This window comes from Limnothrix sp. PR1529, from assembly GCF_002742025.1.
Classification (GTDB): Bacteria; Cyanobacteriota; Cyanobacteriia; order CACIAM-69d; family CACIAM-69d; genus CACIAM-69d.
On record NZ_LIRO01000124.1, the window covers coordinates 1 to 26,073 of the forward strand.

Here is a 26,073-nt window from a genome sequence, read left to right on the forward strand (position 1 = left end):
GATCCATCCCGAACTCGGTTGTGAAACGCTGTTACGGCGACGATAGTTGGGGGGTAGCCCCCTGCGAAAATAGCTCGATGCCAGGTTAATAATTGAAGAGAGGGGAGGGGGGTTCTAGAGCATTATCTAGAACCCCTCTCCTTTTTTAGCGATGTTTAGAACCACCAAGGCTTGTGGGACTAGGCTGGTTGAATCAGTAGTGACTGGTTCCTTAGCTCATCCCCAGAGCTTTATAGCAATTATTTGGATTGAACTAGTTAAACTGTTGGGCCGCTAGACCTATAAAGCTGAGACCAGCGGGTGAAACAGAAAAGCGACAGGGTAATACGATCAGTCCTTGTTCGATCGCCTGGCGCAGTAGCTGTCCGTAAGTGGGGTCTCGATCGTCCCCGGGGGCGAAAAAATCGCAGTCCGATCGATTGATAAAGTACAGCATGACGGCTTGGGCTTGGGGCATCACGGCCATCATCTCGCGCAGGTGCTTTTGCCCACGATCGGTCACTGTGTCGGGAAACTTGGCTAAGGATCCATCGCTCCAGGTTGTATTCTTCACCTCAATGTAGATAGGTTTGCCGGATGAAGTGCCCTCTAGGAGGAAGTCAACACGGCTATTAGTACCGTATTTCACCTCCGATCGAACTGTTTCGTAAGGTTCTAAATCGGTCAGCAGTCGTTGGGTCAACAGCTCTTTAACTACTCGATTGGGCAGGTTGGTGTTGACCCCTACCCAAATTGGTTTTTGCTGATGCCCAAGAACTTCGATCGCTTCCCAGGTGTAAGCTAACTTGCGCTTAGGGCTGGGATTGTGGGAAAGAAGAACTCGCGATCCAACTTCACAGACACCACTCATGGGGCCCGTGTTGGGGCAGTGGGCGGTAATGATTTCGCCTGAATCTAGTTCAATATCAGCGAAAAATCGCTTGTAGCGCTTTACAAGTTTTCCCTGGGTGGAATTGGGGTAGCAATATAGTTGTATTTCTTGCGTAAAAGATGGTTGAGCGCTAAGCATTAATTCTTCCAACTAAACTTTGATTGGGTTTATCTTAAATGCTCTTAGTAATGAATTGATAGTGAAATTGTAGAGATGAATCATCAGGGATAAATTAGAGATCCATACTACGCAATTACTGAAAATTAACTTGAAATTAAGTTGAGGTATTTAAATGGAGGTGACAAGTGGTCACCCCCTAATTATTCAGAAAGTTCAGTTTGTGGGACGATGCTAGCTGTTGCTGCCTGAATCGCTCATGGCAACTTTGGGTGCTAGACCAAAGATCTGAGAATAGGCATAGGCGATCGCGCACATGGAAACGGGTGCAGTGACCAGGATGCCAACAAAGCAAAGAATCACGCCTGCCAGATTCAGCAGACCGAGGAGAAAGGAGAAGCCGAAAATTCCCCACCAATGTTTGTTAACGACCTTCCGGCTCATTTCCATGGCGGGCCAGAACTGCACTCGCCGATCGATAATGAGAGGCATTCCCATGGAGTAGCAGATGCCCAAGTAGATCGCGGGAATGATGCCGACGAGCAGGAGAATCCCCCCAACGATGAGCAGAGGAGAGGGGGATTCGCTACCTTCGCTCATGGCAGTACCGATGCCCAACAGAATTGCACCGGGCAGCATGGGCAGTGAGGAAATAAGACCGGAAACGAGGGCAAAAAGGAAGAGGTCTCCGAATTGGCTAAAGCCTTCAAAAAAGTCTCCGAAGCTACGAGTTTGCTCTCGTAAAATCTTGAAGCTGTAGATTAAAAAGCCTGCATTTAAGATTGGGCCAATGACGGAGCTGGCGATCGAGCCGATACCTGGAATAACACCTAAAACGATGTTAATTAGAAGGACGACTACAAAGAAGCCCACTAAGGGGCCAGCGTCTTTCTGAAACATAGACCAGCCTTTGCCGATCCAGTCTCCTGAGTTGACGCTGTAGTCGCGATCGCCCAGTGAAGACCACTCGGGATTTTGCATGGTGATAGACTCCACGACGTTGAAACCAAGCACCCTGAGTCGTCGTCAGATCTTGTAAATCTTGATGACACAAGGGTTTGGCCACAAGCTAGCACCGGACTCCTCAGGGGCCGTCCGATTGAATGAATTTTTAATGAATGCTGGGGAGCCTGAAGACTAGGGCTGGAGGCTAGATTGGCCGAGGGCCGTGGTTAACGACTGGAGAGCAGAATCAGGCTGGCGAGCGTGCCGCTGTTCCATAAACCATGCAGCAGGATTGAGGACAGAAGATTGCGCGATCGGGCATAGACCACGCCAAGAACAATGCCCAAGGTTGTAAGCGGCAGGACTTCCGAAAGACTGAGGTGGGCGAGGGCAAAGATCAAGCTGCTGAGGCCAATGGCTCCCCATGGGGGTAGGTAGCGAGTGAGGGAAGGAAGCAGAAAGCCGCGAAAGAGGGTTTCTTCAAACAGGGGAGCCGCGATCGAGGCGGTGAGAAAAAAGCAGGTGATGGCGACGGGGTCGCGGTTTTCGAGAACGATCGAGAGGATGGGATTGCTGCCCCCTTGCCCTTGCCAGATTTGTTGATTTGCCAGGGAAACAAGAATGACGATCGGGAGCGCAACACAGTAACCACCGATGCCCCAGGCCAGCCAGCGGCCATTTTGCCATTTGAACTGAAACCAGCCTTCCGGGAGAGGCAGATAGGATTTGACGGCGTAGCGCAGGGTTAGGACGCTCCCGGCGGCCATGAGTCCGTAACTGAAAAGGATGATGCCGGCTTGGGTTCCGCCCGTGAGGGTGCTGGGCTGAATGCCAAGCAGTTGCAGCCCGATCGAGCGGATGAGGGGAACAACAATCTGTCCGATCGCAAAAAAGCCAAGGATGAACACTTCCCAGATGGTTTCACCCGTCCAAGGAACCGTCCATTGCACGGAGGCGAGGGACAGCAGTGAGTTAGATCCCTTCAGGAAGCGTTGCACCAGCAAGACGATCAGACTAATGATGCCGCAGAGAAGGGCCAGGCCGGGGATGAGGTTAACGGCGGCCAGTTTCAACAGCAGGGACTCGGCTTGCAGGTTGGTTTCGGCGGCCAGGAGGCTGAGTTCAGCCGGTCGCTGTTGCAGACGGTACAGTCTGGCCAAGCTGGCATTGCGGAACCACCCCCCCAAAAATTGTCGGATGTTGTCTTCAATGCCTTGGGCGATGGCGGGCGGTAGCGCTGGGGTGATTTGGTTAGTGACTTGGTTGGTGATTTGGTTGCGATTTCCCCACAACAGAGCCAAATTTTCTCGAATTTCGTCAAAGTCGCTGAGGAAACTTTGGGGATCGATCGAGTCGGGCACGGAAGCTGAAAGGCGGGCAAGCTGCTGCCAAGTGGTCAATGCGGCGGTGGAATCTCCCAACCGGGCCTGAAGCAGGCCCAATCGTAGGTCTACGGCGGCCAGCTCGCGCAATTGTTGGGCTAGCCGATCGAAGTCAGAGTCTGGCCCCGCTGTAGCTAAGTCGCTAGCCTCAGAATTTGCCGATCGATTATTCGCCGGGGTGGTTAATTCGCGGATAAATTTTTCCGCACTCAAGGCAGCTTTCTCGCGAAAGGCCTGATATTGCTGACGAGCATCGGCAAAGGTGCGATCGCCCAACAGTTGCTGACGCAGGACGGCGATCGGGTCGTCGGTTTCGGCCGGGCGATCGGGCGGTAAGTCCAGTTCTCCCGTGGCCCGCAACATCAGATTGGTTTGATATAGCTCCAGACGACTTTGGATCTGGGTTTGGGTAAAGCTGCCCACCAAGGACAACCCAGAAACCGACAAGGCCAACACGGTCAGCACCACTAAAACCAATCGCTTGAAATTTCCGCTTCCAGTTATTCCCGTCACAATGTTGCTGTCCACCGTTCAAATGCTGTTTTAAAGGCTAGCCAACTCGATCAATTCGACAAATTCGATGGCTTTGATCGCTCGATCGCCCGATCAAGACGATCCATGCAGAACTGCATCGCAAAATGTCATGGAATTTGGGAAATCATCAAAATTGTCCAGCCAAAGGTCATGAAACCCTTAACAGCTTACCTGGCCCTTACAAACTTATAAACCACGTTGCGGAAGCTAGTAATCCGATAAATTCTGATAGATTCCGAAATCTTACTGAATTTATTTGTATCAGTTTTGTAATTTGTTAGGGTTTTTCGGAATTTCTTTAGCAATGCTCGATCGGGTGACTTGACAACTCTTTGGCCGGGGCGAGATTACCTGAATTTGCCTAACTCAGCCCTTTCATCCCTTCACCGCTCAGCTATTTCCTACAGCGGTCGTTAGGATCAAACCAGCTTAGGTCAAAGGCTGGCACGGCGCGACCAGGGTGAGCGATCGAAACCCAAAACCAGCACTCAAAAACAGCACTGGTTCCTAAACAAGGTTATTCGGTCACAATCTTCAACCACAGCTTCCCAGTTCTCCCGTGCCATAGCGCCTTTGCCTGCAACCTTCCTGGAGCAGCACCATGATTCGTTTGCTAGTTGGCATTCTTGTTTGGGTGATCAATGTTTTGTATAAAGATCGTCCCTATCCTCGGTTTTACGTGTTGGAAACCGTGGCCCGCGTTCCCTACTTTGCTTACATGTCCGTGTTGCACCTTTACGAAACCCTCGGTTGGTGGCGCAAGGCGGACTGGCTGAAGGTGCATTTTGCGGAATCTTGGAATGAATTGCACCACTTGCTGATCATGGAAGCCTTGGGAGGAAATCGGGTTTGGAGCGATCGCCTGATCGCCAAGTCTGCCGCCCTGGTTTACTACTGGATCATTGTGGGGGTGTATTTGGTGTCTCCCCAATCTGCCTACCATTTCATGGAACTGGTGGAAAAACACGCCTATGCGTCCTACAACAAGTTTTTGCATCAAGCGGAAGCCATGTTGAAAGCGGAACCTGCGCCGGAAATTGCTCAGCGCTACTACCGCGACGGAGATTTGTATCTGTTTGATGAGTTCCAAACGGCCCAAGTGCCCGAAAGCCGCCGCCCAATCATTGACAACCTCTACGATGTGTTTGTGGCCATCCGCGACGACGAAATGGAGCATGTGAAAACGATGGTAGCCTGTCAGCAGCCCCAGGATCAGGCTTGTCTGAGTCCCCATGAGGCGGGGAGTTTAGCTGGCAAGACCCCCGAGTCGCTGGAGGTGATCGCGCCGTCTTTGGAGATGACTCCCGATCGCCCGCAAATGGGTTAATCAACGGTTACTGCCCCTATTGCCCCGCGAATTTTTGTGGGACTGGTGGGCCCGGAAACCATGGCAATGACTGACCGTCACGGGTCGCCCTCGATCGCTCCTTAATGACTATCAACTTTTTCAGGCGGATCGGGTTTGCCCGGTTCGCCTGTATTCTGGACAGTCTCCCTGTTCTCTATCTGTGCTCCCGTTTTTGGGTGTTTGTCATGGCTATGCAAGGTGCAACGCTTCCTAAAAATCGCGCCCTGGTGGCTCGCCATGCGGCCTTCACGGCCTTGGGGATGATTGAAGCAGGGGCCTATGCGGATGCGGCACTCGATCGGGTCATGCGTCAGTATGGGGATTTGGACGGGCGCGATCGCCGGTTGGTGACGGAGTTGGTCTATGGCTGCACCCGACAGTTGCGGGCCTTGGACGGTTGGATCGATCGCCTGGCGACCCGTTCCGCCCAAGAACAGCCGCCGACCCTCCGCAATTTGTTGCGGTTGGGGTTATATCAGCTTATTTATCTTGATCGAATTCCAGATTCGGCCGCCGTGGACACCACCGTGGAATTGGCCAAATTCTGCGGTTTAAAGGGGCTAAGTGGGTTCGTCAATGGCTTGCTGCGGGGATATTTACGCCAAAAAGCCAAAAACCCAAACCCGCTGACCTCGGTGGCGGGTCTTGAGCCGGTGGAACGGTTGGCCCAAACCTACAGTTACCCAAACTGGATTGTGCAAACCTGGCTCGATCGCCTGGGGGAAGCGGAAACGGAACAGTTGTGCCAATGGTTTGACCAGCCCCCGACGATCGACTTGCGGGTGAATACCTTGGTGACCGATCGGGAAACGGTGATGGCGGCCCTAACGGCGGCCGGTGTGGCCGTCACCCCGATCGACCACCTGCCCAGTGCTCTGCGGTTAGCGGCCCAACGGGGCCATGGGGATGACCCTTTGGCAGAAACCATCGCCACCGAGCCAGATTCCCGATCGGCCGATGCGCCGGACAATGGCCGGGCCTGGATCGCCACCCTTCCGGGCTATGGAGCCGGTTGGTGGACAGTGCAGGATGCCAGCGCCCAGTTAGTGGCTCTGTTGTTGGATCCACAACCGGGCGAAACGGTGATTGATGCCTGTGCTGCGCCGGGTGGAAAAACAGCCCATATTGCGGCGCTAATGCAAGATCAGGGCCAGATTTGGGCGATCGATCGTGCTGGATCTCGCCTGCGGAAGGTGCAAGACACGGTGCGGCGGTTGGGACTGCGATCGATTCGGATGGTGGAAGCGGACAGCACCGGAGGCAAAGCACCCCTGGTCACCGCTGCCCGCAAGCGTGATCGGTCTCGATCGAAATCGGGCCCGATCAGCGGTTTAGAGGAAGTGCCCACCCAGTGCGATCGCCTCTTGCTTGATGTGCCCTGTTCTGGGTTGGGAACGTTGCATCGTCGGGCCGATGCCCGTTGGCGACAGACTCCAGAAACCGTGGCCCAGTTGGTGCAAATTCAGCGAGATTTACTCGATCGCGCCGATGCTTGGGTGCGGCCCGGCGGTGTAGCCGTTTATGCCACCTGCACCGTGCATGAGCCGGAAAATGGGGCAATCATTCGCGACTTTTTGCAACGCCATCCCCACTGGGCGATCGAACCGCCCACCCCTGACTCTCCCTTGGCTCCCTTTGTGACCGCCGCCGGTTGGCTGGAACTGTGGCCCCACCATTGGCAAATGGACGGCTTTTTCATGGTCAAACTTCGACGACAGCCATCAGATCCGTGAGCGTTGCGAGCGGCGACCACTATGTTTCAATGAATAGACGAGCAAAATTATGGTCGCCGAAATTACTCATTATTAATTTTTGATTATTAACGGCAATTGTTGCGTTTTAGGCGGGAATTTTAAGAATTGACTACTGACAAATTGACCGCAATTCCAGAGCCAGTCAGGGTCTGAGCCAAAATTGGGGTGTCAGGGAGATCAGGGCAGGATCGAGCCAAGTGTAACGCTGTGAATCGATTTGTTGCATGACCTCGCGCAACAGCTATCGTCTTGTATCATTCCCTGCTGTTGGTGGCTATGGCGGTTATCTTATCAACATAAAGAAAACCTTAAGGAGGGTCTCTCATGAAACCTCTACTGATGCGGCAACTGTGGTCGGTGGTTGAATCGATCCAAACCAGCACCCTCCTGGCCTTGGATGATGACGGTTTGGTGAACTTTTTGGCCGATCGCCTCATGACCGGTTGCCCCGGAATTGATCGCAGCGATCGGGCCGAGCTGGATGGCTACCTGCAAGCCAAAGTTTCCCTAATTCGCGATTTGGCCAACGGGCGCTCAGTGGCTTAGGTGGCTGGCTCGATCGTGGCCCCTGAATCCATCACCAGGCACAGGCTCAAATCTAGCCACATGCTCAGCAATCGAACAGCCGAACAGTCGGCACAGCGATCGCTCAATGATCGCTTAATCAATCATTTCTAACCTCCCAGAGGATTGCTCAGAGCAGCGCTCAGAGTAGTCTGTGAATCTGGCGAAAACTGAGTTTGGCAGCAACTGGCAAAAACTTAATCTGGCTCAGCATTCACTTGGCTTAGCCGAATGGGATATGACGCAATCAAAATTCCCGACCAGCCGCCCATCAGCGAAATGCCCCAAAGATGGACGGCTCAACCATGTGACTGCAAGCAAACACCGGCACAAAGTTTGAGCGTGAGACTCTGAAGCCAAAATCCAAAGCCAGAACCCAATTAGCAAAATCCAATTAGGGATATGACTGACTGGCGCTAGCCGTCTCGACGATCACGAGTTGGTGCTAGCAAGCTGGTGCTCGCGGGTGAATGAGGAAGAGTGGTCTGAGTGACCGTTTCAAAAAATGGGCGGTATAGGATTTGAACCTATGACAGCCTGCTTGTAAGGCAGGAGCTCTACCGCTGAGCTAACCGCCCCTAAGGGGTTTGAGTCGTTGTCAGGCGCTTTGACCGCTGACCGGATAACAATATACCAGAGATTTGGAATTTTGCTACGGTTTAGATCGCTGAGATTGCAAAATTGTCCTTTCTGATTGATTCTGCTTGGCTCCGATGGATGGTTTGCCATTGCCCGCTTTGCCCGCTGCGCCGTTGATTAACCCCGCGATCGAGATTGAATCGGAACCTGGGCCAACGGTGGATGATTCCGGGAACTCACCAACCCCGCCCCTGACTGCAAGGCCGGTGCTCTGTTTGGAGCACGATCGGTGGCAATTGTTGGCGGAGGCGATCGACCAAAATTTGGAACGTCAAACCACCTGGGTGCGACCGATCGTGCTGGCGGAATACGCCGATCAACTAGCCCGGGAAGCTAGCGATCGTCCCCAAACGATCTATTCGGAAGAATATGCTGTGGACTTGGTGTTGCCGAGTGCCCTGTTCCGGGCGGCATTCGATTTGGAACTGCTGAACTTGCTGGCCCTGAAGCCCCATTGCTTGCCCAACATTGAACCGGCGGCGGGCCGCATGGTTTTCCAAAAATTTGTGCGACTACTGTTTGCCCGCAAGCTCCCACCGATGCGGATCAGTGGGCCCCCGGAAGTCCGTTGATTAACCCTCGCTGAGGTGTTGGACAAGGGGCGATCGGGCTCAAGGGTGCTGAGTCGTGCCGCAGCGATTTTCGATCAAGATCTCTGATCAAGGACTTTTTGGCTCAAAGACTTTGACCGAAGCTTGCGATCGGGAGCTGTGGACTAAGACCCCTGACTCAACTGAATTGACTGAATTGAAAGTCTATTTAATCGGAATCCGTGGGGCTGGATTGACTGGATCTCGATCGATTGGATCAGGCCAATCCGGCTGATCGGTTTGATCAGGGATTCGATCAAAAAGTTTTGATCAGGTAGTTGCCATGAAGCTTAAGGGGAGCTTAAGATTTAGGCATCAAGCTTTTGACTAAACGCTCGGAACCAGTTGGATGCGACCTTCATCCATCTCGCTCATGAGAAGTTCCAGCGCTTCATAATCCGCATCTGAAACATAACCCTGGCGGGTTAACTCATAATTGATCTCGTTCTCGATATCGGGAGTCAGTTGGCGGAGATAGAGGGCCTTTTCCACCAACCGCCGGATTGCATGGGTTGCTTTCACGGTCAGCTCCTGTTAATTACGAACAGTTGGCTATTGGTATTGTCGGTTGTTGGTGCGGGAGCTGATGCGATCGCGCCGCTTTTGTCTGCGTGATCTTTATCACCATCGCACGGATGCCCACTGACGATTGAAATTAGCCTATTCAACAAGCGACTTCCTTGGAATTGATCGCTGTGCCACTGTTTTGTCCGGATTGAGTTTGGCTGGATTTTGCCGAATTCGGAAGTTTGCTCGGTACGATCGAACTGAGTCCACTGGAGAATGCCTGTGACCGTTGCTGTAGACCAACTGATCACGACTGAGATTAATCGTCCTGCCCGCTACCTGGGGAACGAACTGGGATCTGTCCACAAGCCCTGGGAGTCGGCCACGGTGCGTTGGGTGCTGACCTACCCGGAAATTTATGAGGTGGGCGCGTCGAACCTGGGCCATGTGATCCTCTACAACATCATCAACGCCCAGCCGCGCCAACTGTGCGATCGCGCCTATTTACCCGCCCAGGACTTGGCCGACAAGCTGCGAGCCAGCCAAACGCCCCTGTTTGCCGTTGAAAGTCGCCGCCCCCTGAGTGATTACGACATCTTGGGCTTCAGCCTCAGCTACGAGCTGGGGGCCACCAACATTTTGGAAATGTTGGCTTTGGCTGGGTTGCCCCTGACCTGGGCTGATCGCGCCGATCGCCCGATCGCCGACTGTCCCTTGATCTTCGCGGGCGGGCAAACGGCCACCTCCAACCCGGAACCCTACGCGGACTTTTTTGATTTTGTGGCCCTGGGTGATGGTGAAGAGCTGTTGCCGGAAATTGGCCTAGTGATTCAAGAGGGCAAAGACGCGGGCCTCAGTCGCCAGGAAGTTTTGCTGGACTTAGCCCAAGTGCCGGGGGTCTATGTGCCCCAGTTTTACGAGATGGCGGCCGATGGGTCGGTGCATCCTGTCCGGCCCGATGTGCCGGCCCGGGTGCTGCGGCGGGTGGCCACCCCCATGCCCCACTACTCGATCGGGCTGGTTCCCTATGTGGAAACGGTGCACGATCGCCTAACCGTAGAGATTCGCCGGGGCTGCACAAGGGGTTGTCGGTTTTGCCAACCGGGCATGTTGACCCGCCCGGCCCGCGACGTAGACCCCGAAGAAGTGATTGACGCGGTGGCCGACGGGATGCGAGCCACGGGCTTTAACGAGTTTTCGTTGCTGTCCCTCAGTTGCTCCGATTATTTGGCCCTGCCGGCCGTGGGACTGGAGATTAAAAACCGGCTCCAGGGCGAAAATATTACCCTGTCATTGCCCAGCCAACGGGTCGATCGCTTCGACCAAAACATCGCCAACATTCTTGGCGGCACGCGCCAAAGCAGCTTGACCTTTGCCCCGGAAGCGGGAACCCAGCGCCTGCGGGACATCATTAATAAGGGCTTGACCAATGAGGAACTGCTGCGGGGCGTGAAAACCGCCTGGGAACAGGGTTGGGACAAAATCAAGCTCTATTTCATGATTGGGCTGCCCGGGGAAACCGATGCGGATGTGTTGGGGATTGCGGAAACTGTCCGTTGGCTCCAGCGGGAATGTGGCGCACGCGGTCGCAAGCGGATTCAGTTCACCCTGACGATCTCCAACTTCACGCCCAAGCCCCACACGCCGTTCCAGTGGCATACGGTGTCTACGGCGGAGTTTTTGCGCAAACAGGATCTCTTACGCCAGGAATTTCGGACGATTCGCGGCCTAAAGGCGAATTTCACCGATGTGCGGATCTCGGCCATGGAGGATTTTGTGGGCCGGGGCGATCGCCGGTTGGGGCCGGTGGTGCGGCGGGCTTGGGAGTTGGGTGCGGGGATGGATTCCTGGTGGGAAAGCCTCGATCGGGCCTTTGGGGCTTGGCAACAGGCGATCGAAGAAGCCGACCTGCATTGGAAATATCGCCAAGTGGAAGCGGGTGAGTGGAACGCCTTTGAAGAAGGAGAATCGGCCGCACCGGAGGCGATCGACCCGACCGCCCTGCTCGATCGCCCCTTGCCCTGGGATCACTTGGACAGCGGCGTGGACAAAAAATGGCTGAAAGAGGATCTGCAACGGGCCTTGGAAGCGGCCACGGTTCCCGACTGCTCCTTTGAGGGCTGTTCCCATTGCGGGGTTTGTGGCTATGACTTTGGCAATAACGTGGTGGTGCCGCCGCCTGTGATTCCGCAGTTCCAGGGCCACTTCAAGCCCAATCAAACCCGGGCCCAGCGGGTGCGGCTGCGGTTTGCCAAGCGGGGCGAAATGGCCCTGCTCAGTCATTTAGATTTGATGCGCCTGCTCGATCGCGCCGTGCGCCGGGCAGCAATTCCGGTGTCCTACACGGGCGGTTTCCATCCCTCGCCCCGGATTGTGCCGGCCCATGCCCTCTCCTTGGGCGTGACCAGTGAGGGAGAAATTCTCGATCTAGAACTCACGGATCTCTGGCCCCTGGCGCAGATCCAGGCTGCTTTGGCGGCCCAATTGCCGGTGGATTTGCCCCTGCTGGAGATCGAGGAAGTGCCCCTGAAAGATCCGGCGGCGAACCAACTGCTCGATCGCGCGGAATACGAAATCACCGTCACTGCCACCGATGGCGGGGCGATCGATTGGGCCGCTGCCTTGGCTGTTGTGCTCGATCGCCCCGAATGGCTCTGGGAAAAAACCACCAAATCCGGCAAAACCACCCAAGTGAACCTGCGCGATTGGCTGGATCAGGTGCAACTGATTGACCCCACCGAGCCACCCACGGGCGAATCCGCCACCCTGCGATTCCGGGGCCTCTGCCGCAACGATGGGCAACAACTGCGGCCCGAGCATTTGGTGTGGTTGCTGGAGCAGGCCACGGGCCAAGACATCAGTTTGGTGCGATCGCACCGGTTGCAACTGCTGCTGGCGGCCGCAGTGCGATCGGTTGCATCTCCCGAGTTGGCAATTGATTTGGCAATTAGCAACTAATTGATCGGGCAATTACATTGATCGGGTAACTGAGGCGTGGTTAGGTAGGCGTGGTTAGGTAGCGGCGATCGTCCATTGGCGGCTGCATTCCTGGGTTGCTGCTGCACGCTGTTACCGTGAACCGTGAACAAGCCTCGCAAATCATTGCAATTCGTAACAATTTGCGAGAAGAGTCGCATGATTCTAGTGAACCCCCCAGTTCTGTGCTAGCCACCTGCTACACTGGAGATGACTGCTAGGCAATTGTCCCGGTGCGCGACACCACCAAAGACAAAGCCTCAGCAGCCGATCGCCTTCAAAATCAATCGAGCCAGGCATTTACCCAGAACGCGCTTAGTGCCCGTCCTCGATCGAGCGCCTGTGCAGCAGCGAAAATATCCCGAGCCACCGCCAATCCTCAGGAATTGCCTCGGCGATTGAATGCCGCCCACGAATCTAACTCTTTGCGGGCAACCACACCTCAGAGCCAAACTTGCTCTCGATGATGTAGGAAACCCGCAAGATGCAGGGTTAAGCTCGTAACATCTGCTTTGGCCAATCCCTGTTAACAAGTCACCGGTTCCAGACTGAGTGAGAGTTGCTCAAGCTGTGCTGGATAGGGGGTTTTTAACAGGCCAACAAATCCAACGTGCTTTGATCGAATTGTGTCTGGATCAAGTTGTCGATCGCCATTCAGTCGCAACCCTTTTGGGTCAAGTCTCGATCAAAGCCCCATACCGGGGTCTTCTTGATTGATCGCGAGTTTGTTCGTTGGTTTGGCCCTGCGCAGTTTGCCTCAGTCTTGACTTCTGCTTCTGGGCAATTCCCCGGTCGAGGTGAATGTCTCCGGTATTTCTAGCTGCTCGATTGAACCGAGAAATCAATCGATGCTGTGCTGCTCCTTGATGGATGCAGCCGCACACCCTGTTTGCTTTTCTCGATCGAACCTGCATGAAGCGGTTGGTCAGCGAGCCTTCGATTAATTACTGTCTTATCCCCGGCGACGGTCGCCCCCTGCATCCTCTCGGCGGTGCAGTAGACCGCATGTGGCGATCGCCCGTGAATTCCCAGAGGAATCTGCATGCCCAAACAAATTATCATCGCCGAACAGCACCGCATTGCTGCCGTTTTTAGCGAAGATCGCGTTCAAGAACTGATCGTGGCCACCGGCAGTCACCAGGTGGGCGACATTTACCTCGGGGTGGTGGAGAACGTGCTGCCCGGCATTGACGCGGCCTTCGTCAACATTGGGGATTCCGAACGCAACGGGTTCATTCACGTTTCCGACTTGGGCCCGCTGCGGTTGCGCAAAACCGCTGGTTCGATTACTGAACTCCTCGCGCCGCAGCAAAAAGTCTTGGTGCAGGTGATGAAAGAACCGACGGGCAACAAGGGCCCTCGGTTAACCGGCAAAGTCAGTTTGCCCGGTCGCTATTTGGTGCTGATGCCCTTTGGGTCGGGGGTGAACCTGTCCCGGCGGATTGAGCGCGAGAACGAGCGCCACCGACTGCGGGCCTTGGCCATTTTGATCAAGCCAGCGGGGATGGGGCTGTTGGTGCGCACGGAGGCCGAGGGCGTGGCCGAAGAGGCGATCATGGAAGATCTTGAAGCCCTGCAACGCCGTTGGGAGTCGATTCAACAGGAGGCGGCTTCGACCCGCGCGCCGGCCCTGCTGGAACGGGACGACGACTTTATTCAACGGGTGTTGCGCGAGGCCTATACCCAAGAAGTGAACCGAGTGGTGGTGGATTCCCACTCGGGCATGAAGCGAATTAAGCAGCAGGTGACCCTCTGGGCGGGCAGCAAAACCTTACCGGGCGTGTCGATCGACCATCACCGGGAGCGATCGTCAATTCTGGAATATTTCCGGGTGAATGCGGCGATTCGCGAGGCCCTGAAGCCGCGTGTGGATTTGCCTTCTGGTGGCTACATCATCATTGAACCGACCGAAGCCCTGACGGTGATTGATGTGAACTCCGGTTCCTTCACCCGATCGGCCACGGCCCGCGAAACGGTGCTTTGGACGAACTGCGAGGCGGCCACGGAAATCGCCCGTCAGTTACGCCTGCGAAATTTGGCGGGGGTAATTGTGGTGGACTTCATTGATATGGAATCCCACCGCGATCGCCTGCAAGTGTTGGAGCATTTCAGCAAGGCGCTGAAGTCCGACAAGGCCCGGCCCCAAATTGCCCAGCTTTCGGAGTTGGGCTTGGTGGAACTGACCCGGAAACGTCAGGGCCAAAACATCTATGAGTTGTTTGGCCGTGCTTGCCCCACCTGTGGCGGCCTGGGCATTTTGGCCCACCTGCCTGATGAGGCGGACGATGCGGAACCGGTGAGCCTGTTGCCCAATGTGGAAAGTGGCGATCGCCGCAGTATTCCGATGCTGCAAAAGAGTCGATCGAGTGTTGGCAGTCGTCGCTCGGTTTCCCGATCGCGCGAACTCCCCCCGGCCGCTGCGATCGCCAGCCTCCCCAGCTTGGAAGATCCCTTGCCTAACTTGCAGGATTTGGATCTGAGCAACCATCCCAACTATCAAGAGTCCCTGAATGGCAGCAACAGCCGCCGTCGCCGTCGCCGTCGCGGAGGGAACGATGAGCCGGTGAGTCGGCGCGGGGCGGCCAGTTTGCCGGTGGCGGCAGAACCCGAGGTGGATGAAGCACCGTTGGAGCCGCCCACGGTGGCCGCCGCCCAACCCAGCCCCGCCCCGGCCGCCCAGGGCCGCAATGGCCGACCGGAACGGAGCCGAGGGCGCGGTGCTCGGACTGCGGAACCCCGGGAAGTGGTGGCCGTGACCATGACTTCGGAAGAGCAGGAAGTTTATGCCTGGATGGGGGTATCGCCGCTGCTGTTGAGCGATCGACAGCCGGAAAACCCGGAAAGCGCGATCGTCTCGGTGCTGTTGCCGGGTCAAACGGCTCCGCCCGTTCCGGCTCCGCAACCGGTGGTGGACTCGATCGAGCCGGCCGAAGGGAATGACCCAGCCCCGATCGCGGCGGAACTGGTTCCCACGGAATCTCTGCCTTTGAATGTTTCCAATGGGAATGGGGCCGAGGAGCCGCCCAGTGGCTTGCCGGAAATCGTGTCCGTCACGCCCGGTGGGGATGCCAACGGCCGGCCGCGCCGCCGTCGTCGTCGATCGAGCACTCGCGCTTAGCCCCATGGGGAGTAAAGCGGTGCGGTCTAGGGATGGGGCGATCGTGACGGAATTGCTGCCCGATCGCTCCCTGGCCGACTCCATGGTTCCGGCTCCGGCTCAATCCCCTTGGACTGCGGGGGTGGATGAGGTGGGCCGCGGCGCACTTTTTGGGCCCGTGGTGGCAGCAGCGGTGATTTTAACGGCCGAGGCAGAGAGCGACTTGCGGGCTTTGGGCGTGCGGGATAGCAAGCAACTGTCGGCTCGCCAGCGTCAAGCTCTGGTGGAACCCATTCGCGATCGGGCGGTGGCCTGGGCGATCGCGGAAGCTTCTGTGGCCGAAATTGATCAACTCAATATTTTGCAAGCCACGTTCCTGGCCATGCGGCGGGCCCTGGAGCAATTGCACCCGCGACCCGATCGCTGCTTGGTGGACGGCAATCGACCCATTCCCAACTTGTTTTGCCCCCAAGAAACGCTCATTCAGGGCGATCGACAATCGATCTCGATCGCCGCTGCCAGCATTTTGGCGAAAGTTCACCGCGATCAACAGATCATTGACTGCGCGGCGCAATATCCGGGCTATGACCTAGCTGCCAACAAGGGCTATGGCACGGCGGCCCATCGAGCAGCCTTGCAAACCCTTGGCCCCACGCCGCTCCATCGACGTTCTTTCGCCCCCTGTCAATTGACCCTAAATCTCAACGGAGTCCCGGGTTAGGGTTCCTCTAGCATCGTCAATCCACGCAATCTAATGATTTTCCGTCCCTCACTCTGCACTGGGCGAAGGACGACGTTTTGCAGTCAATTTGTCCTGTCGCCGTTGCCAATCCAAAATCGCCAGATCAAGCAAATCTTCTAGTGAAGAAAATTGATCATCCCAGTGTGGCTTCCAGAACTTCTTTTCATAAAGAGATTGATAGAATTCCAAATATCCCGTGGGTGTCACCTCATATAGACCATAAGATTTTGATTGATCTGTCGTGCTTTTCATCATCATGTAAATATACTGTTTTCTACATTTATTAGGCATTCTTAGGGAATGAACTAAGGAACGGAGTGAATATTCTGAATTGTCTTTCTGCAAGAGGATTTCAACTTTAACTATGTTGACAGATAACTTGACAATGCTTGGCAGATAAAGAAAAAGCCTGGGAGCCTTATCTAGGGGAAGCTGCTCAAATCGGGCTAAAAGTCTTTCTTCTGACTCGCAGAGATTTGTTTTACTCCGCATTTGACCGTAGGTTGCTGTGCTAGGTGTAACAACTTCTCCTAGTTTTGGACTAAAGCTTAGGATGTAATCACGAATTGCCAAGAGGTTTTTTTGATCAATCTCCGAGCGCTTCGATAGAATCGATTTCCAATTTTTATCAAGCTGACTCAGTGGATCAGGTTCCGCTGCTGTCGGAAGTTGAATATGGGGTGTTAGATCAATGGTTTGAATCGTTGATTTTGCGTCAGGAGTCTCCCAAGACACCAACTCCAACAGAAATTGATCGTGCTGTTTCCGAATGTGGAATGTCCATAATTCGACAGTGAGGCGATGGTATAGCCGATCGATGAAATTGTGTCGATGGAGAGATGGGGTGATCGCAACCAATCGGGGTGACTTAGATGTATCAAGATCGGGTAAATCAGGACGCTCCTCTAGAAAGTTGTGATAGTAGCGCGTGAGTTGCTGGACAACATAGCGATCTTCTTCATTTTTAAGTTCTAAAATAACGGGCTTCCCCTTGGGACTCCTGGCAATGATGTCACAAGGCTCGCCGCACATTCTGAGTTGACGGGCGAGGGGCTGAAAGTTTAGCCATTCTTCGAGGTTTTGCCAAAGGAGTCTTTCAAAAGTGGCTTCACTTTCAAATTGCCATTGACCGTCTTTTTCAATCAACATTGCTCGTTGCGCCTAGGGATAGAGAGCCTTGCCGGTGCTGGGGTCGAATAGGTAGAGTTGCTCGCTGGGAATCGACAGCCACAATTCATCACCCAGAGCGATCGGGCGATCGGCCGGCAGGCGCACTTGCAACGGTTTCGCCGGAGCCTCTTCCAGGGTGCGGACTAGGGCGCGATCGATCGGTTCCACCAGGGCGTAGGTTTCCGACCCCAGCGCCTCCACCTGCAACACGCGCACCGGTAAATTTTTGGGCGCAGGCAAACCATCGCTCAAGTGTTCTGGACGTACTCCCAGCCATAGCGCTCGACCGTCGTAGGGTTCTAGAGTTTTGTCCCAAATTTCCGGCAGCGTCATCCGAAATTCGCCATTGGTCAGCAGGGCCGGCCGTTTTACCCACACGGGCAAAAAATTCATGGTGGGCGAGCCGATAAACTCCGCCACAAACCGGTTGGCCGGCTGGTGATAGAGTTCCAGGGGCGGCGCAATTTGCTGAATTTGCCCACCGTTGAGCACCGCAATTCGATCGCCCATGGTCATCGCTTCCACCTGGTCATGGGTAACATAAACCGTGGTGGTTTTCAGCTTGCGTTGGAGCTGCACAATTTGCGATCGGGTCTCCGTGCGCAACTTGGCATCCAAATTACTCAGCGGCTCATCCATCAAAAATACCTGCGGGTTTCGAGCGATCGCCCGGCCCAGGGCCACCCGCTGCTTTTGGCCGCCGGACAATTCCTTGGGCAGGCGATCGAGCAGATGGTCAATTTGCAACATGGTGGCTACCTCACGCACCCGCTGCCCAATTTCCCGCTCTTGGGCTGACTCGTACCGCAAGGGGGCCGGCAGTCGCCGCGTCAGCCCCACCGCCAAGGGTTCCCATTTGCGCCATCCCTCCGCTGGCGGGGGATTCAGCCGCCGCAGCCCGAAGGCAATGTTGTCATAGACATTCAGGTGTGGATAGAGCGCGTAGCTTTGGAACACCATGGCCACGTCCCGCGCCTTCGGGGGCAATGGATCGACGCGCCGATCGCCCACCCAAATTTCGCCGCCCGTCACGGCTTCCAGACCCGCGATCGATCGCAGCAGGGTGCTTTTGCCGCAACCGGACGGGCCCACCAGCACCAAAAATTCGCCATCCTCGATCGTCAGGCTAATCCGCCGCAGCACGGCCGTGGGACTGCCACCGGGCGCGCGATCGCGGGGCGGATAGCTTTTGTAGACGTTATCCAAAACGACACGAGCCACGGCAATTCAACTAGAGCGCAGGTCTCGACCATTATATGGATTGGTCTGTGGGGATTGGTTATTTGGGGTTATTTGGATTCGCGAAACACGACGCGGCGATAAATTTGGGCGATCGGCAGGGTGGCGGGCAAGGTTTTGAGGGCGATCGCTTGGGTTCGATCGCAATAGTCGCAAAATTGCCAGTTGGAGTGATCTAACTTCCAAAAATGAGTGATGAAGGGTTCATCTTGCCGAACCAACAGATATTCCGCAAACTCAGGAATCGATCGATAGAATCGAAACTTATCATCGCGATCGAACAGTTCCGTAGAAGGCGACAGAACTTCAACCAGGAAACAAGGATTCAGCACCTCATCATCTTGATCGTCATGCCGTTGTGGCGGCCCAGCAATCACCATCACATCGGGATAGGTTCCCCGTTGATAGGTAGGAATCCAGAGCCGTAGATCACTGTTAAAAACCTCAAATTGGGTTTGATCCAGTTGGCTAATTAACAGATTGCAAATCTCCGTCGCAATCCGGCTGTGATTAATCGATCCGCCCGGCATTTCCCAGACTAATCCATTGGCATATTCGTGGCGCTGTTCCGATCTTTCCTCAAGCGATCGATACTCAGCCAAGGAGTAGTGCTGTTCAACCGCTAGCATGATGGTATTTACTCCTCTGGATGGTCGATAGTTTTCAAAATCACTTGGAAGATTCCTAAGATTGTTTGGATTTCTTTAAAGTAATATTCATCTCGATCGATATAGACCGTGCGATCGCGCAATTTCAAAAACTTCCAAGTCGTGCCCGTTGTCACGGCTCCATAAATCCAAGGTAAAGGGCGATTCTCTCGCTCATTAAACAACCAAGCGGCATACATGGTGGCAATGCATTGACCCAAGCCCGCTACGATGTCTTCTTTTTTCGCTTCCACAACGGCGATCGCGGGTGCTGCAATATAAAGCTGCTCAGGACTTAGGCTTAATAGGTAGTCACACTGACCATATAACCCCCGCTTGCGATCGACTGTGAAACTCCGTCCCGAAAACAGGCTAATTTGGGCATGAACCTGCTTGCGAACTTCCGTCAAAATGGGTGCAATAATCCATTCTGATCGGGACTTCTCTGTATTAATTGCGAGGGCCATGGAAGTCCCTTCGGCCAGGGTTAATTCCAAATAAGGACTAATGGTGACGGATGGAATTTGGCTGAGATCAAAAAGGGATTGATCTTCAATCAATGTGAGGCCAAATGTTTCTTTAACGGTTTTAAGAGAAAACTTGCTGTAGGCCATTTTTGGGAGGCTGGCTGTCCGCAATTTTGCTGGAGAGTTGGCAAATTGGGGCGCACTGGAAAAATTCTGCCCCACCCAAGCCACGATACGGTGACTGAGGCTAGCCCTGGGTTGTCCCGATTATGGCATTCCCTGACGATCGGCCCGGAGATGAGTGATAATTTACAAAAGTTTACAAATTCTGCGACTCATCCTCGGCGCGCTGTCCTATGACTTCAACCACCGCAACCGACGTAAGCCGCCCGATCGTGGTGATTGGGGCGGGAATTGGCGGACTGACCACGGCGGCCCTGCTGGCGCGGCGGGGGCGATCGGTCAAGGTGTTTGACCTGGCGATCGTGCCGGGGGGCTGTGCGTCTACCTTTCGGCGGCGGGGTTTCACCTTTGAGGTGGGCGCGACCCAGGTGGCGGGGTTAGAGCCGGGCGGCATCCATCACCGGATTTTTGGCGAATTGGGCATCGAGTTGCCGGCCGCCACGCCCTGCGATCCGGCCTGTGCGGTGTTTTTGCCGGGGGAAACGGAGCCGATTTCCGTGTGGCGCGACCCCGATCGCTGGCGGGCGGAACGACAGCGGCAATTTCCCGGCAGCGAACCCTTTTGGCGGTTGCTGGCGGATTTGTTTCGCTATAGCTGGGAGTTTCAGGCGGGCGATCCGGTGTTGCCGCCGGGCAATGCTTGGGATGTGGTGCAACTGCTGAAGGCGGTGAAACCCAGCACTTTGCTGACGGCTCCCCATGCTTTTTCGACGGTGGGCGACCTGTTGCAGCGGTTGGGCTTGGCGGGCGATCGCCGCTTGAAAACCTTTTTGGATATGCAACTGAAGCTCTATTCCCAGGTGGGGGCGGATGAAACGGCGCTGCTTTATGCGGCGACGGCGTTGGGGCTGTCCCAGGAACCCTTTGGGCTGTACCACCTGGAGGGCAGTATGCAGGTGTTGAGCGATCGCCTGTTGGAATCGTTAACCCGGGATGGCGGCCAGCTCCAGATGCGCCATCGGGTTGAGCGGATCATCACCGAAAACGGCGAAACCACGGGCGTGATGGTGCGGAACCTGAAAACTGATGAGACTTGGGTGGAACCGGCGGCGGCGGTGGTGGCCAATGTGCCGATCCAGAACTTAATTGAGATGGTGGATTGGCCGAGCGATCGCCCCTGGTTCGATCGCCTGGCCACGGATTTCTATCGATCGCGCGCCGAAAAACTGCCGGAACCCTCGGGCGCGTTCGTGGTCTATCTGGGGGTCGATCGCGCGGCCCTGCCCGCCGACTGCCCGCCCCACCTGCAATTCCTCTACGACTGGGACGGCCCCGTGGGCGAAAACAATTCGCTGTTTGTGTCCGTCAGCCGCGAGGGCGATGGACGCGCCTCGGCTGGCATGGCGACGATCACCGCGTCCTCCTTTGTTGATCCGCAGCCCTGGTATCGTTGCCGCGATCGCTCCGAGTACGAAGCCCTGAAAACCCGCTATACGGAAGAGGCGATCGGCAAACTCGGGCGCTATTTCCAGCTCGATTCGGGGGCGATCGTCCACTGCGAAGCTGCTACCCCCCGCACCTTTGAAGACTTTACGGGTCGCAAATTCGGCTACGTGGGCGGTCTGGGAATGCGCGTTTCCACTTTTGGCCCCTTCGCGATCGGCAATCGCACGCCGGTTCCGGGTCTCTGGCTGGTGGGCGACTCCACTCACCCGGGCGAAGGCACAGCGGGCACGAGCTATTCCGCCCTCACCACCGTCCGCCAAATGACCGCCGCCGGGTTTTGAGAATCAACGCCCGAGGATTAGACTTTTTCATATCAATCAGAAGGGGTGTATTCTACGGAAACTTAGGAGAGCGTCAGGCAATTATGCGGGCTTTCGTAATGCAGTTTTCACGGTTTACACTAGGTGTTTCTGAAAATCAATCATCTTAATGCTGCATTCAACACAAATGCACGAACTCGCAAATTTTCTGAACTCAAGCCTTGGGATTGATCATAAAGTTTTGTTTTTACTGTATCTAAATCGAGATCCTTTGTTTTTGAGTGTCGATATCTTGAATCTTTAGAATCCCATTGCTGACATTTGAACCATCCTACTAAATACAATCCGCAGGCATGAGGATTATCGGCCAGATAACGCCCAACTAGTTGAGATTGCATGGCGCTAAAGATTTCTTTATGCCAACATCCTTTAACTTCAATAATTACAGTTAATAAATCTCCTTTAGTGCCATCTTTATTTTGCAAGACAGCATTAACATGAATATCTGTGCGCTCTCCTGAATTATCTCCGAGATTTCTGCGTATTTCAACTTCACGATTAACAACAATTTCTCGATTTTTTAAGTCATCTTCTAAAAATCGCTTGATATAATCAGATAATTCATTTTCATTTAGAGGTTTGTAAGTCTTCTCATCAAATTTATCCCACAGATCTCGCACGGCAGGAGTTTCTCCTTGCAGTTTAGATTCAAGGCGGCCTAGAGACTCAATCAATATATCCAGCAAGTGATTGCCATCTTGAATTAGTCTCTTTTCTGTGCTGGCAATGAGTTGCCTAATATGCTCTAATTCAAGAGGTCGCCATGTCTTGCGACGCATATTAGCTTGAGCATCAACTAAGACTCTCTTAAGCCAGCCTAGGTTCGGTAGTTCTTGAATAAGCCTCTGAATTGCGATGCAGGCTTCTTGAGTTCCTCGGTTGATAAGTTGATTTATTATTACTCTTCTTAATTCATTGATATAGTCTTTGGGTCTTGTAAACATAATAATTGTTTCTTTGTTGTCTTCATAAGGATATTGATTAATTAGCCAAATATAAAAGTCAGCTAATTGTGTATCAGTTAATTTCAACTGAATTCCGTCAAAATAGCTTGTGATTGCCGTTTCAATGACCTCGCGACCAAATAACTCATCTTTTTGAAATAGTGACCATATCAGCGACCAGCTAATTGGATCGCAGTCTCGTAGCAAAATGGTCGAAACTATTAGGGTTTTCTCTCGATTCTCTTGATCTAAATTAACTGATAAAGAGAGTATATCTCTAGCAATTTGCCTGGCTTCATTCGATCCCTTCTCAAGCAGTTTCTTGAGTAAGTTTCCATACAATTTCGGTGTTAGTTTGGGATCTTTTAGCTTTTCTAAAATCGTCAGCTCTAGATTAGAGTCCCAACATTGGTCAAAAAGTCTAATTACGAGTATGGAATCATATTTTTGAATCTCTCGCTCAAGAACAATCAAGAGCGTGTCAACACACTCTTGAGGCGCATGGTTATAGGCATGAGCAACTAAAACTTGATATGAACTGCTACGCACATCGTTACCAGGCATCGCAATCATGACAGATGCCCATCGCTTCCATGTATCTGATGGCAAAGATTGTATAAAATCCGGTTCTTGATTGAGTAGCAACAATAGGGCCCGGCAACCTGCTATTGATCGACGGTCATAGCTATCAGTGCCAATCCATCCACTGATTGAATCTTGTTGGTGCTGGATGTAGTATTTAGCGCCTTGAACAATACGGTTACGGATATTTTCGGTAGAATCTTGCCAGCCTGGAAGAACTCTTAAGTCCAATCCAAAATCACTGCCATAAAATTTGCTATCAGGTCGCAGTGTCATTTCTAAATTGAGCTGCCACCAAGCATCTATTTCTCCCGATTCTAGTTGCCCTAGGCATTGAAGAATTCTATCTTGGGGTGATGGATCTAAAAGCTGTGGCTTGAACTGATATTTCTGGCATTCCATACCTTCTTGGTATATGCGGCGTTGATTTTTTTCTTCATCTGAATTGAAATCAACTGATTTGAAGTAATCAGTAAAGATCTTGCTTAAGACATTGTTGGATTGACAGTTGACAAGAATTGCATCTATTTGTTTTCCGTCTTGACGATCAAAGCTTCGTTCAATCATCTTTGCCCAGAGATACTGATTTCTCTCGGAATTGGATTGTTTCATGTTATCTAACATCCAATAAATATCTTCAGATATCAAAATACTTTTACCTAGGAAATTTTGAAGAAAGTATAGATCAGCTTTTACTTCTGACATGATTGGGATTGCTTCTTGAATTAAAAAGCGCCTTTTTTTGACATTACTCAGAAGTTGTGAAACCATCTCATCTTCTATTTCACGATTCCTGACAACACCTTGATATTCTTGGTGCTGTAGCAGGGCGATCCTTATGAAGCTCTCTACTATTCCTGGATATTCCAAATTTTCCCATGCTTTCCTGAGGAAACTATCCCCCACTCGTTCCAAAGGATGCCCAAGGTATCTAATTCCTTGCTGATGTAGCCAATTAAGGGCAATGACTAAATCGCAAGGTTGAATCTCTTGAACTAGCTGAAAGTCCACAAATCGCCAGTATGATCCATGCCAATTTGGGCTTTTGGGTGGTGTAAGAAACTTAAATAACTCATCGCTTGATATTAATTTTGGCCAGAGTGTATGAAGTACATAGCCTTTGAGTTGATCTTGCTGATCTTCCGGTAGAAATTCCGTAGCTAAAGGCTTTAATTGTAGCTTAGTGCTGTCATCTGCAATTGTGGATAAGCAATCAACTGCTCCTTCCCTCAAATCAATTGGCTGTGAAGAATCTAAGGCAAGGTTCAGTAAGTCTTCTTGAAGCTCAGACAAATCACAAGCTTTAGCGATAAAAATTGCCAGCCCCCTTGCTTCAATTTGTTGACTAGCGTTTTGAATGTATGACCGAAGTTGAGAAGCAAGGCTCGGATGCTTCAGATCCTTATACTTATTGATTTTGATTGATGAATAAGAATATGATTCGCCTTTTTCGTATTCAAGCAATAGGTTGCCTACGATTTCCTTTCGTAAACATTCATCCAGTGAATATTCATTCATGGGAATATTGCTTTTTAAGATTATATCTGGATTACTTTTGATGACTTCTTGAAGAACGTCCAACCTCATGCTTGCTAGCCATGCTACGGTTCCATGAAGCTGGGGAATAACTCGATTTCCATAATCATTAGATATAAAAATAATTTCCTTGATTTGAGCCAGCGGTAAATTGTGCTGAACTAAGTACCAAGCTGCTAAAAATTCAGCATAAGATTTATGCGCCCAGCCTATTTGGTGCGACCCACGAGCTGAAAATAATCCTGTTTCTAAAACATCTCTAAGAGCTTTTTCGGTGACTTCAATATCTCTGCTACTAGCTGTTTCATAGCCATAAGATAGTTGGGCTAATTCAATATCCTCAGATGTTATATCCGCTTGATCTAAGCTCGTCCATATAGACGAGCGATTGGTAAAAATAGTGATAGCTGCAATCCTAGCTGCTATGATTAACCGCTGCTTACTCTCTAGTCCATAAGCAATTCGATTAATTTCTGTGCAAAGTTGCTCGCAACCATCACGATAAAGTTCATGCACTTTTTTGCGATGACATAATTTTTTGTTGTTTTTTGAATAAGTATTTAATAGAAAATTTAATGTAAGAGGGTTTAGCGCTAATGAAACCAGATCATTGTGGCTAACCTCTTCTAGAAAAAGATCAGCAGAGAGGTTCTTCTTATTGGCTGCTTCAGTAACATCTATCCGGCGAAGTGGAGCCAGCTCATAAATGCCTATAGGATTTTGAGACCAAATATTTTGTAAGTCTTTTTCTAAAGTTGCTGGCCAAGCTCCTGTTCGGCAAGCAATGCGCAAATATAAGCGGTGAAGCTGATTCTTATAAATGTTGAATTTATCAATCAAAATAACTGATAATTGACTAGTGCCGAGTGGGCATTCGTCAAAACTATCGAGAAAAATATGAAGCTTATGAGTTCCAGCTTGCCAAGAGCGGAATTTATCACTCTCAAATAGATTGCGGATCAGCCTATCTTCACTACCATATGATCGAAGATTGAGAAACTCTTCTTCATCTCCTTTACTTCTGATTTGATTCGAAATTCTTTCGTACTCTCCTGCTAAGACTACAGATTTACCAATTCCTGATTCGCCCAAAAGGATTAAGCATGGGAAATAGAGTATTTCGTCGAGAGCTACTAAATGAGGGTTATAGGCCTTACCATACTTTTCATCTGGATCGTATAGATATCCACCATCGGCCAGACTAATGCTCTCGGCGCGAGGACACCAAAATCGCTTCCAACGGTAAACTGGCTCTGACACTCTATATTGCAGGAGTTGTACTACCTACCCCTATTATAACTTGCCAAAATAGTATTTGAGTTCTAAAAACTCACTGAACACGATACTCCTAACGATTCAGGGCAATACTATCTGTACATACAGCTTTTACCTAGAAAAGTTGGTACGGCATGGTTATAGGTGTAGTTTGGTTATTGTCAGGAAAATTCATGGGTCGTTATTCTCTGGACTTGC

The 26,073-nt window shown here is 52.4% G+C and carries 18 protein-coding genes and 1 tRNA gene; 8 read left to right on the forward strand and 11 right to left on the reverse strand.

Annotated features, from left to right (window positions below):
* Positions 1 to 253: 253 nt before the first annotated feature.
* The 3 genes from sfsA to AMR42_RS17120 form a co-directional block, all read right to left on the reverse strand.
* Positions 254 to 1,009, reverse strand: a complete 756-nt coding sequence (gene sfsA / locus AMR42_RS17110; protein WP_099534864.1) for a DNA/RNA nuclease SfsA — start codon at positions 1,007 to 1,009, stop codon at positions 254 to 256.
* Positions 1,010 to 1,222: 213 nt separating this feature from the next.
* Positions 1,223 to 1,969, reverse strand: a complete 747-nt coding sequence (locus tag AMR42_RS17115; RefSeq protein ID WP_143473163.1) for a DUF975 family protein — start codon at positions 1,967 to 1,969, stop codon at positions 1,223 to 1,225.
* A gap of 191 nt (positions 1,970 to 2,160) precedes the next feature.
* Positions 2,161 to 3,843: a CPBP family glutamic-type intramembrane protease gene (locus tag AMR42_RS17120; RefSeq protein ID WP_199858228.1), complete on the reverse strand. Its 1,683-nt coding sequence runs from the start codon at positions 3,841 to 3,843 to the stop codon at positions 2,161 to 2,163.
* Positions 3,844 to 4,450: 607 nt separating this feature from the next.
* Between AMR42_RS17120 and AMR42_RS17125 the strand changes: the two genes are divergently transcribed.
* The 3 genes from AMR42_RS17125 (at position 4,451) to AMR42_RS17135 (ending at position 7,497) form a co-directional block, all read left to right on the forward strand.
* Positions 4,451 to 5,176, forward strand: a complete 726-nt coding sequence (locus AMR42_RS17125; protein WP_099534866.1) for an alternative oxidase — start codon at positions 4,451 to 4,453, stop codon at positions 5,174 to 5,176.
* Positions 5,177 to 5,382: 206 nt separating this feature from the next.
* On the forward strand, positions 5,383 to 6,930 hold the full coding sequence (gene rsmB, locus AMR42_RS17130; protein WP_234407070.1) for a 16S rRNA (cytosine(967)-C(5))-methyltransferase RsmB: 1,548 nt from the start codon (positions 5,383 to 5,385) through the stop codon (positions 6,928 to 6,930).
* A 345-nt stretch (positions 6,931 to 7,275) separates the two neighbouring features.
* A complete protein-coding gene (locus AMR42_RS17135) occupies positions 7,276 to 7,497 on the forward strand; it encodes a hypothetical protein (protein WP_099534867.1) in 222 nt (73 codons plus the stop codon).
* On the opposite strand, the gene AMR42_RS21425 is transcribed toward AMR42_RS17135, so the two are convergent.
* Complete coding sequence (locus AMR42_RS21425) at positions 7,494 to 7,619, reverse strand: hypothetical protein (protein ID WP_255407563.1); 126 nt, start codon at positions 7,617 to 7,619, stop codon at positions 7,494 to 7,496. The two genes, AMR42_RS17135 and AMR42_RS21425, sit on opposite strands and share 4 nt — an antisense overlap.
* 402 nt (positions 7,620 to 8,021) lie before the next feature.
* Positions 8,022 to 8,093, reverse strand: a tRNA-Val gene (locus tag AMR42_RS17140).
* 135 nt (positions 8,094 to 8,228) lie between these two features.
* Between AMR42_RS17140 and AMR42_RS17145 the strand changes: the two genes are divergently transcribed.
* Positions 8,229 to 8,726, forward strand: a complete 498-nt coding sequence (locus tag AMR42_RS17145; RefSeq protein ID WP_099534868.1) for a hypothetical protein — start codon at positions 8,229 to 8,231, stop codon at positions 8,724 to 8,726.
* Between the two features lie 345 nt (positions 8,727 to 9,071).
* Here AMR42_RS17145 and AMR42_RS17150 read toward each other — a convergent pair whose 3' ends face one another.
* Positions 9,072 to 9,266, reverse strand: coding sequence for a hypothetical protein (locus tag AMR42_RS17150; protein ID WP_099534869.1), 195 nt, complete (start codon positions 9,264 to 9,266; stop codon positions 9,072 to 9,074).
* Positions 9,267 to 9,533: 267 nt separating this feature from the next.
* Here AMR42_RS17150 and AMR42_RS17155 point away from each other — a divergent pair, with 267 nt between their 5' ends.
* The 3 genes from AMR42_RS17155 (at position 9,534) to AMR42_RS17165 (ending at position 16,045) form a co-directional block, all read left to right on the forward strand.
* Complete coding sequence (locus tag AMR42_RS17155) at positions 9,534 to 12,209, forward strand: TIGR03960 family B12-binding radical SAM protein (RefSeq protein WP_099534897.1); 2,676 nt, start codon at positions 9,534 to 9,536, stop codon at positions 12,207 to 12,209.
* Positions 12,210 to 13,269: 1,060 nt separating this feature from the next.
* Positions 13,270 to 15,345 (forward strand): Rne/Rng family ribonuclease, encoded by a 2,076-nt coding sequence (locus AMR42_RS17160; RefSeq protein ID WP_099534870.1) that lies wholly within the window; start codon positions 13,270 to 13,272, stop codon positions 15,343 to 15,345.
* 4 nt (positions 15,346 to 15,349) lie between these two features.
* Positions 15,350 to 16,045: a ribonuclease HII gene (locus AMR42_RS17165; protein ID WP_304441474.1), complete on the forward strand. Its 696-nt coding sequence runs from the start codon at positions 15,350 to 15,352 to the stop codon at positions 16,043 to 16,045.
* Positions 16,046 to 16,093: 48 nt separating this feature from the next.
* Here AMR42_RS17165 and AMR42_RS17170 read toward each other — a convergent pair whose 3' ends face one another.
* The 4 genes from AMR42_RS17170 to AMR42_RS17185 form a co-directional block, all read right to left on the reverse strand.
* Positions 16,094 to 17,215 (reverse strand): endonuclease NucS, encoded by a 1,122-nt coding sequence (locus AMR42_RS17170; protein ID WP_099534871.1) that lies wholly within the window; start codon positions 17,213 to 17,215, stop codon positions 16,094 to 16,096.
* Between the two features lie 12 nt (positions 17,216 to 17,227).
* Positions 17,228 to 18,457, reverse strand: a complete 1,230-nt coding sequence (locus AMR42_RS17175) for an ABC transporter ATP-binding protein (RefSeq protein WP_099534872.1) — start codon at positions 18,455 to 18,457, stop codon at positions 17,228 to 17,230.
* Positions 18,458 to 18,525: 68 nt separating this feature from the next.
* Complete coding sequence (locus tag AMR42_RS17180) at positions 18,526 to 19,104, reverse strand: Uma2 family endonuclease (protein WP_199858230.1); 579 nt, start codon at positions 19,102 to 19,104, stop codon at positions 18,526 to 18,528.
* 8 nt (positions 19,105 to 19,112) lie between these two features.
* The gene (locus tag AMR42_RS17185) at positions 19,113 to 19,736 is read right to left on the reverse strand and encodes a hypothetical protein (protein WP_099534899.1); all 624 of its coding nucleotides are present in this window, start codon (positions 19,734 to 19,736) and stop codon (positions 19,113 to 19,115) included.
* A 209-nt stretch (positions 19,737 to 19,945) separates the two neighbouring features.
* On the opposite strand from AMR42_RS17185, the gene crtD reads away from it, so the two are divergent.
* Complete coding sequence (gene crtD / locus AMR42_RS17190) at positions 19,946 to 21,499, forward strand: C-3',4' desaturase CrtD (RefSeq protein WP_099534874.1); 1,554 nt, start codon at positions 19,946 to 19,948, stop codon at positions 21,497 to 21,499.
* Positions 21,500 to 21,639: 140 nt separating this feature from the next.
* Here crtD and AMR42_RS17195 read toward each other — a convergent pair whose 3' ends face one another.
* Positions 21,640 to 25,860, reverse strand: a complete 4,221-nt coding sequence (locus AMR42_RS17195) for an NACHT domain-containing NTPase (protein WP_143473164.1) — start codon at positions 25,858 to 25,860, stop codon at positions 21,640 to 21,642.
* Between the last annotated feature and the right edge of the window lie 213 nt (positions 25,861 to 26,073).

Coding starts and splice junctions, on each gene's coding strand:
- sfsA (WP_099534864.1), bottom strand. CDS start 1,009: ATGCTTAGCGCTCAACCATCTTTTACGCAAGAAATACAACTATATTGC.
- AMR42_RS17160 (WP_099534870.1), top strand. CDS start 13,270: ATGCCCAAACAAATTATCATCGCCGAACAGCACCGCATTGCTGCCGTT.
- AMR42_RS17145 (WP_099534868.1), top strand. CDS start 8,229: ATGGATGGTTTGCCATTGCCCGCTTTGCCCGCTGCGCCGTTGATTAAC.
- AMR42_RS17185 (WP_099534899.1), bottom strand. CDS start 19,736: ATGGCCTACAGCAAGTTTTCTCTTAAAACCGTTAAAGAAACATTTGGC.
- crtD (WP_099534874.1), top strand. CDS start 19,946: ATGACTTCAACCACCGCAACCGACGTAAGCCGCCCGATCGTGGTGATT.
- AMR42_RS17115 (WP_143473163.1), bottom strand. CDS start 1,969: ATGCAAAATCCCGAGTGGTCTTCACTGGGCGATCGCGACTACAGCGTC.
- rsmB (WP_234407070.1), top strand. CDS start 5,383: ATGGCTATGCAAGGTGCAACGCTTCCTAAAAATCGCGCCCTGGTGGCT.
- AMR42_RS17180 (WP_199858230.1), bottom strand. CDS start 19,104: ATGCTAGCGGTTGAACAGCACTACTCCTTGGCTGAGTATCGATCGCTT.
- AMR42_RS17135 (WP_099534867.1), top strand. CDS start 7,276: ATGAAACCTCTACTGATGCGGCAACTGTGGTCGGTGGTTGAATCGATC.
- AMR42_RS17170 (WP_099534871.1), bottom strand. CDS start 17,215: ATGTTGATTGAAAAAGACGGTCAATGGCAATTTGAAAGTGAAGCCACT.
- AMR42_RS17125 (WP_099534866.1), top strand. CDS start 4,451: ATGATTCGTTTGCTAGTTGGCATTCTTGTTTGGGTGATCAATGTTTTG.
- AMR42_RS17165 (WP_304441474.1), top strand. CDS start 15,350: ATGGGGAGTAAAGCGGTGCGGTCTAGGGATGGGGCGATCGTGACGGAA.